Origin of the sequence: Luteimonas campi (assembly GCF_051162505.1) — a bacterium.
In the GTDB taxonomy this organism is placed as follows: domain Bacteria; phylum Pseudomonadota; class Gammaproteobacteria; order Xanthomonadales; family Xanthomonadaceae; genus Luteimonas.
In genome coordinates this window covers 175,237-187,284 of the sequence record NZ_JBNWEM010000002.1, presented here as the reverse complement: position 1 = coordinate 187,284, position 12,048 = coordinate 175,237, and the positions used below count along the sequence as shown (strand labels likewise).

Annotated in this window: 9 protein-coding genes and 1 riboswitch; of the genes, 5 read left to right on the top strand and 4 right to left on the bottom strand. The window is 70.6% G+C overall.

All coding sequences use genetic code 11. The features are described from left to right. From ACQYVW_RS05940 to ACQYVW_RS05930, 3 genes are all read right to left on the bottom strand, one after another. Positions 1 to 939 (bottom strand): homoserine kinase, encoded by a 939-nt coding sequence (locus tag ACQYVW_RS05940; RefSeq protein WP_434946353.1) that lies wholly within the window; start codon positions 937 to 939, stop codon positions 1 to 3. Continuing rightward, a complete protein-coding gene (thrA, locus tag ACQYVW_RS05935; RefSeq protein ID WP_434946352.1) occupies positions 936 to 3,491 on the bottom strand; it encodes a bifunctional aspartate kinase/homoserine dehydrogenase I in 2,556 nt (851 codons plus the stop codon). Before thrA ends, ACQYVW_RS05940 begins: the two co-directional genes overlap by 4 nt. Before the next feature lie 89 nt (positions 3,492 to 3,580). After that, the gene (locus ACQYVW_RS05930; RefSeq protein ID WP_434934106.1) at positions 3,581 to 3,706 is read right to left on the bottom strand and encodes a hypothetical protein; all 126 of its coding nucleotides are present in this window, start codon (positions 3,704 to 3,706) and stop codon (positions 3,581 to 3,583) included. A 346-nt stretch (positions 3,707 to 4,052) separates the two neighbouring features. On the opposite strand from ACQYVW_RS05930, the gene ACQYVW_RS05925 reads away from it, so the two are divergent. From ACQYVW_RS05925 to ACQYVW_RS05915, 3 genes are all read left to right on the top strand, one after another. Beyond that, complete coding sequence (locus ACQYVW_RS05925; protein ID WP_434934107.1) at positions 4,053 to 4,856, top strand: TonB-dependent receptor; 804 nt, start codon at positions 4,053 to 4,055, stop codon at positions 4,854 to 4,856. A 51-nt stretch (positions 4,857 to 4,907) separates the two neighbouring features. After that, a riboswitch (TPP riboswitch) is annotated at positions 4,908 to 5,012 on the top strand. A gap of 75 nt (positions 5,013 to 5,087) precedes the next feature. Beyond that, positions 5,088 to 6,962: a phosphomethylpyrimidine synthase ThiC gene (gene thiC, locus ACQYVW_RS05920; protein ID WP_434934108.1), complete on the top strand. Its 1,875-nt coding sequence runs from the start codon at positions 5,088 to 5,090 to the stop codon at positions 6,960 to 6,962. A gap of 407 nt (positions 6,963 to 7,369) precedes the next feature. Continuing rightward, positions 7,370 to 7,966 carry a DUF4136 domain-containing protein gene (locus tag ACQYVW_RS05915; protein WP_434934109.1) on the top strand — a complete coding sequence of 199 codons (597 nt, stop codon included), beginning with the start codon at positions 7,370 to 7,372 and terminating at the stop codon, positions 7,964 to 7,966. A 53-nt stretch (positions 7,967 to 8,019) separates the two neighbouring features. Here ACQYVW_RS05915 and ACQYVW_RS05910 read toward each other — a convergent pair whose 3' ends face one another. Beyond that, entirely contained in the window at positions 8,020 to 8,391 is a 372-nt protein-coding gene (locus tag ACQYVW_RS05910; RefSeq protein ID WP_434934110.1) for a hypothetical protein, read from the bottom strand. 306 nt (positions 8,392 to 8,697) lie between these two features. Here ACQYVW_RS05910 and ACQYVW_RS05905 point away from each other — a divergent pair, with 306 nt between their 5' ends. Further along, positions 8,698 to 11,037 carry a winged helix-turn-helix domain-containing protein gene (locus ACQYVW_RS05905; RefSeq protein WP_434946351.1) on the top strand — a complete coding sequence of 780 codons (2,340 nt, stop codon included), beginning with the start codon at positions 8,698 to 8,700 and terminating at the stop codon, positions 11,035 to 11,037. 54 nt (positions 11,038 to 11,091) lie between these two features. Further along, positions 11,092 to 12,006 (top strand): helix-turn-helix transcriptional regulator, encoded by a 915-nt coding sequence (locus tag ACQYVW_RS05900; protein ID WP_434934112.1) that lies wholly within the window; start codon positions 11,092 to 11,094, stop codon positions 12,004 to 12,006. Positions 12,007 to 12,048 lie beyond the last annotated feature (42 nt).

Here is a 12,048-nt window from a genome sequence, read left to right as displayed (position 1 = left end):
CTAGTCGGCGCCGAGCACGTCGGCGCGCGGCGCGTCCACGGGCGTGACGTAGGCGCGGGCATCGAAGCCTGCATCGAGGAAGCCCTGGCGCATCGCCGGCGCTGCCTGTTCGGCCATCTCGCGCGATTCGAACCAGGCGAACACGCTCGGACCGCCGCCCGAGATGCTGGAGCCCAGCGCGCCATGGTCGAGCGCCGCCGCCTTGACTGCGGCGAAGCCCGGGATCAGCGGCGCGCGTCGCGGCTCCACCAGCACGTCCTGCAGCCCGTCGCGGATCAGGGCGGCATCGGCGTGCTGCAGGCCGAGGAGGAACTGCGCGAGGTGTGCGGTCTGCTCGACCAGGACCGGCAGCCGGTAAGGCTCGGCCAGCACCTCGCGCGAACGGCGCGTCTCCAGCACCTGGTCCGGGTGCACCACGACCGCGTGCAGCCACTCCGGCACCTGCAGCCGCAGCGCGCGGCGGGCGGTGGCTACGGCCACGCCACCCAGCAGCATCGGCGCGACGTTGTCGCCGTGCCGGCTGCCGCTCGAGATCGCCTCGCCGTCCAGCGCGAAACCGTACAGGGCCTCGCGCGACAGCGGCGCATCCAGCAGCGCATTGGCCGCGACCAGGGCGGCCACGCACGAGGCCGCCGAGCCGCCGAGTCCCGAGCCCAGCGGAATACCCTTGTGCAGCGACAGTGCGAAGCCGTAGGGCAGCGCCAGCTGTTCGCGCAGTGCGATCAGGGCTCCGCCGGCGGTGTTGCGTGCGGCTTCCAGCGGCAGCCGCTCGACCCCGGCGATGTCGCCGTCGATGGCCTCGATGCGCACCTCGGGCGCGTCGATGCGGCGCACCGTCGCCACGTCGCGCGGGCCGACGACCGCGTGTCCGAGCAGGTCGAAGCCGACCCCGATATTGCCGACGCTGGCAGGCGCGAATGCGCGGATCGCGTGGTTCATGCCTGCACGCCGACCCCGGTGCTGAGCGAGTGCGCGATCGCCAGCACGTCGCCGAAGACGCCGGCCGCGGTGACCTGCGGCCCGGCGCCGGGCCCCTGCACCACCAGCGGATTGCTGGCGTAGCGCTCGGTGGTGAACTGCACCAGGTTGTCGGTCAGGCGCGTATGGCAGCAGGCGTGCGAGGCGGGCAGGGCGACCACGCCCACGCGCGCGCCGCCCTCGCTGGACAGGTGCGCGATATGGCGCAGCGACTGGCCCTGCGCCCGCGCCGCGTCCAGCCGCTGCCGCATCGGTGCGTCGAGCTCCTCCAGTCGCGCCAGGAACTCGTCGCGGGGAACATCGCGCAGGGCTTCGGGCACCAGGCTCTCGATCTCGACATCGTCCAGCGACAGCTCGCGCCCGGCCTCGCGCGCCAGGATCACCAGCTTGCGCGCCACGTCCAGTCCGGACAGGTCGTCGCGCGGATCGGGCTCGGTATAGCCGAGCTCGCGCGCCTCGCGCACCAGTGCCGAGAACGGACGGCTGCCGTCGAAGCTGTTGAACAGCCAGGCCAGGGTGCCCGAGAGCATGCCGTCGATGGCCTGCACCGTATCGCCGGTGTCGAGCAGGTTGCGCAGCGTGCTGATCACCGGCAGGCCCGCGCCCACGGTGGCCTCATACATGAAGCGGCTGCCGCCGCGCTGGGCCTCGCGGATGGCGACGTAGCGCTCCCAGTCGCCGCTGCCGGCGTGCTTGCTGGGCGTGACGATGTGGATGCCCGCCGCCAGCCAGTCGGGATAGTGGCGCGCGACCGCGTCGCTGCCGCTGCAGTCCACGATCAGCGCGTGCGGGATGTGTTCGGCGCGGACGTGCGCGGCGAACACGCCGGCGTCGAAGGCCTGGGTGGTCATGCCGGTCAGGCGGGCGGTGGCTTCGTCGGGATGGATCGCGAAATGGTCGAGCGCCATGTAGCCGCTGTTGGCGATGGCGCGCAGGCGCAGGTCGACCTGGGAGGTCGCGCGCAGCCGCGGCAGCACCTTGGCCAGCTGCGACAGCAGCGCGCGGCCCACCTGGCCCGGCCCGATCAGGCCCACCGATACCGTCTGCGGCGACAGCCAGAACGCCGAGTGCGCGGCGCGCAGGGCGCGGGTGGCGTCGGCATCGGCGATGGCGACCGAGATGTTGCGCTCGCTGGCGCCCTGGGCGATCGCGCGGATGTTGACCCGCGCCTGCGCCAGCGCCGCAAACAGCCTCGCGGCCACGCCCGGAATGCCGACCATGCCGTCGCCGACCGCGGCCAGGATCGAGATGTCGCGGGTCAGCCGCACGCCCTGCGCCTGGGTGTCGGCGATGGCCTCGGCGAACGCGGATTCCACCGCGATGCGTGCGCGCTCGGCCTGGTTGTCGCGGATCACGCAGCAGATCGAATGCTCCGAGGAGCCCTGCGAGATCATGACCACCGACACGCCGGCCCTGTGCAGCGCGGCGAACAGCTTCTCCGCGGTTCCCGGGACGCCGACCATCGCGTTGCCGGTCAGTTCCAGCACCGCCATGTCGCGGACGATGGTCAGGCCCTTCACCGGCGACAGTTCGGTGTCGCCCGCCGGGTTCTCTTCCAGGATCCAGGTGCCGGGCGCAGAGGGGTTGAGGGTGTTGCGGATGCACAGCGGGATGCCGCGCGACTGCACCGGCGCCATGGTCTGCGGATGCAGCACCTTGGCGCCGAAGTAGGCCAGTTCGCAGGCCTCGGCATACGACATCGTCGGCAGCACCATGGCATCGGGCACCAGCCGCGGATCGGCCGACAGCACGCCGTCGACGTCGGTCCAGATCAGCAGTTCGCCGGCATCGAACAGGTTGGCGAAGATCGCGGCCGAATAGTCGCTGCCGTTGCGGCCGAGCGTGGTGCTGCGGCCGGCCTCATCGCGCGCGATGAAGCCGGTGACCACCACCCGCGCGGGCTGCTGGCGCGCGCGCCAGTCGGCGAACCGCTCGCGCGATGCCTCCCAGTCCACGCCCACGCCCATGTCGCCCGGGTGCACGACCAGCACGTCGCGCGCGTCGAGCCGTTGCCAGCCGCCGGCTTCGCCCCCGAGCGCGGCCTGGACCAGGCGCGAGGACACCAGTTCGCCCAGGCCATGCACCTGCGCCACCAGCGGTTCGATGTCGCCGCTCGCGGACGCCAGGGCGAGCAGGTCGTCGCGCAGCCCGTCGAAGTCGCGGGCCACCGCATCGCGCAGGCCGTGCCGGACCTCCGGATCGATGGTGTCGGCAGCCTGCAGATGGCGCTCGCGCAGCGCCGACCACTCGCCGCTCCAGTCCTGTCCCGAGGTTGCCTGCGTGGCCATCGCCACCAGCGCATTGGTGGTGCCGGCCATGGCGGAGACCACGACCACGCTGCCCCCCGCGCCGTCGTCGACCAGCGGCGCCAGCCCCGCGATGCGCGTGGCGTCGGCGATGCTGCTGCCGCCGAACTTGTGCACGCGGGTCATCGCGGCGGGCCGCAGCGCCGCGAGCACCGACGAGGCGGCGGAGGCGACGGCGTCGCCGGGGAGTTGGGATACGGACGACATGCTCTGGAAGCTCCGGTTGGGCTCCGCGTCCGGTCGAGGTGGAAGCCGTGCGGCCCGCACCCGGATCGGGTGCGGAGCGGCGTGGTCGATCAATCCTGCACGCGCGTCCGCACCCCGGCCCCAATGGTGCCGGTGGTGGTAATCGTCGCAATCGCAACCGCCTGCGCGGTGGGCGCGGCGTCGCGGAAGGCGGCGATGGTGGGGACGTTCGACATGGCCGCCATGAATACCGGACGCTGGTGCAGTGCGTCAAGACACGGTTTTGATTGCATCGGGAACCATCCTCGCCGACGGGTGCGGAGGCGTCTCAACGCAGACGCGCGGGACCGGGTGGATCCCGGTCCGCAACGTCGAATCCCGTGATCCGCGATGGCGACCGGGATCGACGTGCCGGCGAAGGTCTGGCATGCACCGCGGCGCTTGATCCGGACCGCTGCGATCGACGCATGGAACTGAACGCCGCGTACATGTTTGCCGCTTCGCGTTCACGCATGTTGCACCGGCGGTTTCCTTCAATGCGGCGGGCCACCCGATGGCGTCCGTTCCCACAGGATCTATGCCGTGAACAAGACACTTCTTTCCTGCGCCCTTGGCGCACTGCTGCTGGCACCCGCATTCGCGGCCCAGGCCGATGACGACCGCTTCACCCTCCGCCTCGGCGGCATGCACGCCAAGGCCGAGAGCCAGTTCACCGCCGATACCGTGTTCGGCGGCGAGGAATACGCCTTCGAGAGCGATCGCTACGAACTGGGCGAGAAAACCGTGCCGCGCGTGGAGGGTGCGTTCCGTTTCGGCAACCGCCATCGCCTGCTGTTCAATTATTTCCGTTACAGCGAAGACCGCAGCTACGCGCTGGGCGAGGACATCGAGCTGGGCGACACCGTGATTCCCGCCGACACCACCGCGGCCTTCGACACCGAATTCGACCTGGGCGGAGCGGTCTACGACTTCGCGGTGGTCGAGACGCCGACCACCAGCATCGGCCTGCAGGTCGGCGTGCAGCGCGCCAAGCTCGCCGCGGAACTGCGTGCCGACAGCGATGGCGAGATCTACACCGCGCGCGCATCCGAAAGCGGCACCGCGCCCGTGGTCGGCGTGCGGCTGGGATTCAATACCGAGGACCAGCGCTGGCGTTTCGTCGTGCAGGGCCAATACCTGGATGCGGACTGGGGCGATTTCGACGACTACGACGGCGACCTCAGCCGCGCCAACGCGCTCGTGGAGTATCGCTTCACCGACAACTTCGGCCTGTATGCCGGCTACGACTGGTTCAAGCTCAATGTCCGCCAGCATGGTTCCGACGGCACGGTCGGGCTGGACCAGCGCTTCCGCGGCCCGATCGCGGGCGTGACCCTGGCGTTCTGATCCCACGCCCGCCGCGACGCTGGCGCAGTCGCGGCGGGCGAGGTCTAATAGGCCTTGAAGCGGGGGTATCCGCAGCGCCTGGCGCCGCGGATTGAGACAGTCCCTTCGAACCTGATCCGGCTGACACCGGCGTAGGGAAGCTTCGCGGCGAACGCCCCGGCGAGGGGGCGGCTGCGTCTTCGCTTCGTTCCCGTGCCGCGAATCCCTCGCGGCCACCCATGGACGAGGCCGATGAACGCCATTCCCGCAGATTCGCTGATCCAGCAGGCCGGAGCGCTGTCCGCCTCCGTCACGCGCCCCATTCCCGGGTCGCAGAAGATATTCGTCGAGGGATCCAGGCCGGACCTGCGCGTGCCGATGCGCGAGATCGTGCAGACGCGCACCCCGACGCTGTTCGGTGGCGAAGACAACCCGCCCGTCACCGTGTACGACACCTCGGGCCCCTATACCGATCCGGACGCCGGCATCGACCTGGCCCGCGGACTGACGCCCCTGCGTGCGCGATGGATCGAGGAGCGTGGCGACAGCGATCCGCTGCCCGTGCCCAGTTCGGCCTTCGGCCGCGGGCGTCTGGCGGACGCCAGGCTCGACGCGGTGCGCTTCCCGCGACGCGGCCTGCCGCGACGGGCGCGCGCCGGGGCCAACGTCACCCAGATGCATTACGCGCGTCGCGGCATCGTCACGCCCGAGATGGAGTACGTGGCGATCCGCGAGAACCAGCGCATCGACGCGGTGCGCGACGCCGGACTGCTGGCGCGGCACCCGGGCCAGTCCTTCGGCGCGAGCCTCCCGGCCCTGGTCACCCCGGAGTTCGTGCGCGACGAGATCGCGCGCGGCCGCGCCATCCTCCCTTGCAACATCAACCATCCGGAAAGCGAGCCGATGATCATCGGCCGCAATTTCCTGACCAAGGTCAACGCCAATATCGGCAACAGCGCCGTGAGTTCGGGCATCGCCGAGGAAGTGGAGAAGCTGGTGTGGGCCATCCGCTGGGGCGCCGACACGGTGATGGACCTGTCCACCGGCCGGCACATCCACGAAACCCGCGAGTGGATCGTGCGCAACTCGCCGGTGCCGATCGGCACCGTGCCGATCTACCAGGCGCTGGAGAAGGTGGACGGCCGCGCCGAGGAGCTGACCTGGGAGATCTTCCGCGACACCTTGGTCGAGCAGGCCGAGCAGGGCGTGGACTACTTCACCATCCACGCCGGGGTGCTGCTGCGCTATGTGCCGCTGACCGCCAAACGCGTGACCGGGATCGTGTCCCGCGGTGGCTCGATCCTGGCCAAGTGGTGCCTGGCCCATCATCGCGAGAACTTCCTCTACACCCATTTCGAGGAGATCTGCGAAATCATGAAGGCCTACGACGTGGCCTTCTCGCTCGGCGACGGGCTGCGCCCGGGCTGCATCGCCGACGCCAACGATGCCGCGCAGTTCGGGGAACTGGAGACACTGGGGGAACTGACGCGGATCGCCTGGAAGCACGATGTGCAGACCATGATCGAAGGGCCGGGCCACGTGCCGATGCAACTGATCAGGGAGAACATGGACAAGCAGCTGGCCGAGTGCGGCGAGGCGCCGTTCTACACCCTCGGGCCGCTGACCACCGACATCGCGCCGGGCTACGACCACATCACCTCGGCCATCGGTGCGGCCATGATCGGCTGGTTCGGCACGGCCATGCTCTGCTACGTCACGCCGAAGGAACACCTGGGCCTGCCCGATCGCGAGGACGTGCGCGATGGCATCATGGCCTACAGGATCGCGGCCCACGCAGCCGACCTGGCCAAGGGCCACCCGGGCGCGCAGGTGCGCGACAACGCCCTGTCCAAGGCGCGCTTCGAATTCCGCTGGCAGGACCAGTTCCACCTGGGGCTGGATCCGGAGCGGGCGCAGTCGATGCACGACGAGACCATGCCCAAGGACGCGCACAAGCTGGCGCATTTCTGCTCGATGTGCGGGCCGCACTTCTGCTCGATGAAGATCACCCAGGATGTGCGCGATCACGCCGCGGCGCAGGGCCTCGACGACGCGCGCGAGGCGGGCATGGCGGCGAAGTCCGCCGAATTCATCGGGCAGGGGGCGCAGGTGTACCGGCCGGCCTGAACTTGCGGGCCAGTCGTCCGGGGTGGCTGACTCCGGACTGCGATCGCCAGGGCGCGCGGCGAAGCGTCCGCTGGTGGCGTCGTCCCGGGGGAGATCGGCCGCGCGGGTTCGTTGCGCGGGTGGGGTCCCTGGGCCGTCCGGAGCTGGCGCGTCCGAACCCGGCTTGCGCCGTCCGACAAGCGCGGGCAGACAAAAGAAGGGCGCCGGCATGCGGCGCCCCAACTTGGGAAGAGAGAGAGGCCCGCTCGGATGGCCGGGCTGTGGGACCAGTCTGGCCCAACGGGCATCATGGAGATGTGCACGCCGCCCGTCGGCTCGAAATGCTCTGCGGCGGGCCGTCTCGCATCCATTCACTCCGCGTAGCCGGACGCATGCTAGCGTCCGCGAACCCACAGGAGGCCTTGCCCATGAGTACCTTCCGCCCAGTTGCACGGATCCTGGGGTTCGTCGCCCTGGCCCTCGTGCTTGCAGCCTGCGCCACCGGACCGCGCATCACGACCGAAGCCGACCCCGAAGCCGACTTCGGCCGCTACCGCAGCTTCGGTTTCTACTCCCCGCTCGCGATCGAGCCGCACGGCTACAGCTCGGCGGCCAGCGAGCGCATGAAGGCCGCTGCGCGCGCGCAGATGGAAGCCCGGGGCTACGAGTTCACGACCGGCAAGCCCGATCTGTGGCTCAACATCAACGCTTATTCGCAGCAGCGCACCGACGTCACTTCGATGCCGACGGTCGACTACGCGTACTACTACAGCTACCGGGCGCGCGGCTATTACGTGGTGCCCTACTGGCGCGACCGGACCGACGTGCATCGCTACACCGAGGGCACGCTCAACATCGACCTGATCGATGTCGAGCGCAACCGCCTGGTGTGGGAAGGGATCGCGGTGGGCCGCGTGGGGCGCACGCGCGACGCCGCCGAGCGGGACGCGCGCATCGACGGCGCCATGGCCGACATCTTCGCGCAGTACCCGTATCGCGCCGGCATGGTGCCCGCGCCGCGTTGATCGCGACCGGGCGGGGCGGCGCAAATGCGGTGTCCGTCCCCCCCGCATGAGCCTCAGCGGCGCCGGTTCATGCGCGCCCTGCGCTCGTAGACGTCCGCCTCGATCAGCTCCACCGAGCGCGCGCCGCAGCTGGTGTTGGCCGCGCGCACGGTCGTGCCCTGCGGACACAGCAGGTTCGCCTGGCCATTGGTTTCGAGTGTGATCTTCGAGTTGCGTCCGATCGCGTCGCAGCTGCGCTTGAAGTCGACACGGTAGTGGGCGTCGCCATCCTTGAGCAGCAGTTGCGCGTTGTCGGCGGCGCGCGTGCCCTGGTGCGTGGGCGAGAGCGTGACGCAGTCGGGCAGCGGGGCCGCACTGCTGGCGGAAACCGGCAGCAATGCCGTGGCCGACAGCATTGCGCCGAGGGTGATCGCGAGCGTTTTCATTGCGGTCTTCCTGGGTGGGAGGAAGTGACAGGCTAGGGATCGCCGCGCCCAGGCGAATCTGCCTGAAGTGCCCGTGACCAGCGCCAGACGCTCGCGCCAGTTCCTGCAAAGCGTGGCGGAGGCAGGTGAGGCCTCGGCGGGATTTTCGTGGTGCGCGGGCCCGACCTATGACACATGCGGGCAGGCGATCGCGGTGACAGGCTGCGGGTTCCCCCTCTCCGCGAACCGTCCCGCGACACGCATGCGCAGCCTTCCGTTCCCCGGCAACCAGGTCGATCCGTCGTGCAGGCGCACGATGCGGCGGCCATGATCCGGCCCGTGGCCAACCGGCTTCGCGTGCTCGACTGCGAGGTCGACGCACTGCGGCGCGTGGTGACGCGAGGCGAGGGCGACGACGGTCGGCGACTCACGCCGAAGGCGCTGCAGGTGCTGCTGGTGCTGGTGGAGCGTAGCGGCAGCGTGGTCACGCGCGAAGCCCTGTTCGAACAGGTCTGGCCGGACACGATGCCGACCGATGACGTGCTGACCCAGGCCATTACCCAGTTGCGCAAGGCATTCGGCGACGACCGGGATGCGCCGCGTTACATCGAGACGATCGCCAAGACCGGCTATCGCCTGCTCGCACCGGCGGTATGGCTCGACGAGGCGGACGCTGCGCTGCAGCCGCCGGCCGTGCAGCTTCCGGCTCTACAGCCTCCCGCCATGCCGGCTGCGCCTGCGGAGGCGCAGATGCCGGCTCCGCAAGCCGGGCCGGTCGCGCCTGGGCCGGCGCGGCGCTGGCGGTGGCCGCTGTCCGCGGCTGCGCTGATGCTTGCCTTGGTCGTGACGTTCTGGATCGTAGGCACCGGCGACTCCGTGCCAGCGGCGCCGGTGGCCGAGCCCGCCGTGCTCGATCTGGGCTATCGCGCGATCACCTCCGCGCCCGGACAGGAACGGCTTCCCGCCCTGTCCCCGGACGGCACCACGGTGGCGTTCGCCCAGTCCGGCGCGGAGGGCGACAGTGTGCTGATGCTGCAGCCGGTGGCACAGGCCGCGGCGCGCGCGCTCACCGCGCCGGCCGCTGGCCAGTCGGACACGATGCCGGTGTGGTCGCGCGACGGCACCCGCATCGCCTTCGTCCGCGTCTCCGCCGATGCGTGCCGGTTCATGCTGGTCGCTGCGAGCGGCGGCGAGCCGCGCGAAGTCGGGCCCTGCCTGCACGGCACCTGGTCCCAGTACGACTGGACGCCCGATGGACGCGGCCTGGTCATGGGCGGCCCCCGCGGCGACGGCGGCAGCAGTGCCCCGCTGCACAGGCTCGATTTCGCCACCGGCCGCTGGCAGCCGCTGGCTTACGCGATCGGCGAAGGCGAGGTCGACCAGCTGCCGCGCTACTCGCCGGACGGTCGCCAGCTGGTATTCCGGCGCAACGTGTCGCTGGCCGACCTCTGGATCATGCCGGCCGAAGGGGGCACGCCCCGCCCGCTGACCCGTCTGCGCGGCGACATCCGCGGCTGGGACTGGCTGCCCGATGGCAGCGGCCTGGTGCTCAGCCATGTCGCCGGGCAGTCGACGCTGTGGCTGCTGCGCCTGTCGGATGCGGCCATGCAGCCGCTCTCGCGGCTGCCGGTCGGCAACGCCGTGCATCCGGACATCGCCGCCGATGCGTGGTCGATGGTGTTCGAGATCGATCAGTCGCGCAGTGGCCTGTTCCGCGCGCGCCTCGACGGCGTCGGCAGCGCGGCGCCAGAGCCCGTGTTCGCGTCCAGCGGCGTGGACATGCTGCCGGCGATCTCGCCGGACGGGCGCACCCTGGCCTTCCTGTCGGACCGCTCGATGTCGACGCAACTGTGGCTGGGCGAGGTCGACCACCCCGCCACCCTGCACCCGGTCGAGGGACTGCAGCCGTTGCCGCGCCACCCGCCGGTCTGGTCGGCCGATGGCCGCAGCCTGCTGGTGCTGGGCCGCACGCCCGCCGGCGAACGGCTCTACGAAGTGGATGCCGTGTCCGGCCGCGCGCAGATCCTCCCCGTTCCGGCCGCGCGGCCGGTATTCGCCGCGTACGCGGGCCAGACGGACCGGCTGCTGGTGGGGGTGGACGATGGCCGCGGGCGCGTGCGCCTGGTGCTGTACGCCCGCGCGGACTGGCGCGAACTGGCCACCCGGGACGACGTGGGGCTGGCGCGCTACGACCCCGTCAACGATGCGGTCGTGTTCAGTCGAACCTCGGCGCCGGGCCTGTGGCGCACCGATGCCTCCCTGCGCCAAATCACCCGCCTCTCCGACGCGCTTCCCGAACCCCAGCACTACCGGCACTGGGGAGTACACGGCGGACGGGTGTATTCGATCGGCCCCGAATCCGGCTGCGCCACGCCCTGGCGACCGCTGCAGGAACAGGGAACCGGGCGTTGCCTCTCGCAGGCGGGCATGGCGGTGGGCGGCTCGCCTGCGGTGGACGCCCAGGGTCGCTGGCTGTACCTCGGCCTGCCGATGAGCCAGAACATCGACATCGGTTGGGCGCAGCTGGCGCCCGGCCTAGGCGCGGCCCTTGCCGAAGCGGCCAGTCGCGGCCGGACCATGGCGAAGGTCATGGCAATCACACCGCGGGGCATGACTTTCGGATGCCGCACGGCACGATGTCGGTACGAATTCGTGCTGGTTTCCTGAGTTTCGGAACCCGTTGCGTCAAACAGCAGGCTGGATTCCGTACAGGAGACAGCCATGCAAGTGCAGACGTTGTGGAGCGACCGCGGTGGCGCGCAGACCGTGGGTGGAGGGCAGGCGGGCGATGACGCGCCCACTCTGATGGTGGCCAGTCGTGGCGGCAGCGTCGCGATCGTCGATCCGACGGCCAGCGCCTGGCTGGTACTGCGCGGCGATGCCCGGCTGGACTGCCGCGAGGGCCGGTTCCATCTTTCGCGCGGGCAATGGATCGTGCTCGAGCGCGACACGCGCCCGCTGCTGCAGACCTCGGCAGACGGCAGTGCCATCGGGATCGCGCTCACTCCGCGCCTGCAGGCCATGCTGGCGGCGGACGGCGGCCTGTTCCCGGGGCTGGGACAAATGGCGCCGGGTGCGCGTCCGGCGGCGCTGCGGCTGTGGCGGCGCTGCGCCGTGTTCGCACGCAATACCAGCCGGCTCCAGGCAACCGACCGGTTGCGGCTGGAACCGCTGCTGCGGCTGCTGGCTGCGCAGCAGGCCGACTACCGGGACCTGGTCGATCGCTGCCCGGGTCGTTCCTTGCGGCGCCGGCGCCAGGTGTTCGCCCGGATGCAGCGCGCCTGGATGCATCTGGCCGGGAACCTCGACCGCCCGGTACGCATCTCCGAACTCGCCGGGCTGGGAAGCGTTTCGGTCTGGTACTTCACCAAGACCTTCCAGGCGCTCTACCGCGAAGGCCCGCAGGCGGCCTCGAGCCGCATGCGCCTGGCGCGCGCGGCGGGGCTGTTGCGCGGCACACGGCTGTCGGTGAGCGAGGCGGGCGCGGCCTGCGGCTTCGAGAACAACTGCAGTTTCTCGCGGGCGTTCCGCGCGCGCTTCGGCATGCCGCCATCGCGTTATCGCGTCGCCTGGACGACACACGGCGCAAACCGGACAGGCATGCGCCGCCAAGCGTCCGCCGCGCCCGGGCCGTAACGTCGTCGATGCGTTTAACGCACACATAACGAGATCCGGAGA

Excerpts from the sequence above, each read along its gene's own strand:
- ACQYVW_RS05915 (WP_434934109.1), top strand. The coding sequence starts at position 7,370 with ATGAGTACCTTCCGCCCAGTTGCACGGATCCTGGGGTTCGTCGCCCTG.
- thiC (WP_434934108.1), top strand. The coding sequence starts at position 5,088 with ATGAACGCCATTCCCGCAGATTCGCTGATCCAGCAGGCCGGAGCGCTG.
- ACQYVW_RS05940 (WP_434946353.1), bottom strand. The coding sequence starts at position 939 with ATGAACCACGCGATCCGCGCATTCGCGCCTGCCAGCGTCGGCAATATC.
- ACQYVW_RS05910 (WP_434934110.1), bottom strand. The coding sequence starts at position 8,391 with ATGAAAACGCTCGCGATCACCCTCGGCGCAATGCTGTCGGCCACGGCA.
- thrA (WP_434946352.1), bottom strand. The coding sequence starts at position 3,491 with ATGTCGTCCGTATCCCAACTCCCCGGCGACGCCGTCGCCTCCGCCGCC.
- ACQYVW_RS05930 (WP_434934106.1), bottom strand. The coding sequence starts at position 3,706 with ATGTCGAACGTCCCCACCATCGCCGCCTTCCGCGACGCCGCGCCCACC.
- ACQYVW_RS05905 (WP_434946351.1), top strand. The coding sequence starts at position 8,698 with ATGATCCGGCCCGTGGCCAACCGGCTTCGCGTGCTCGACTGCGAGGTC.
- ACQYVW_RS05900 (WP_434934112.1), top strand. The coding sequence starts at position 11,092 with ATGCAAGTGCAGACGTTGTGGAGCGACCGCGGTGGCGCGCAGACCGTG.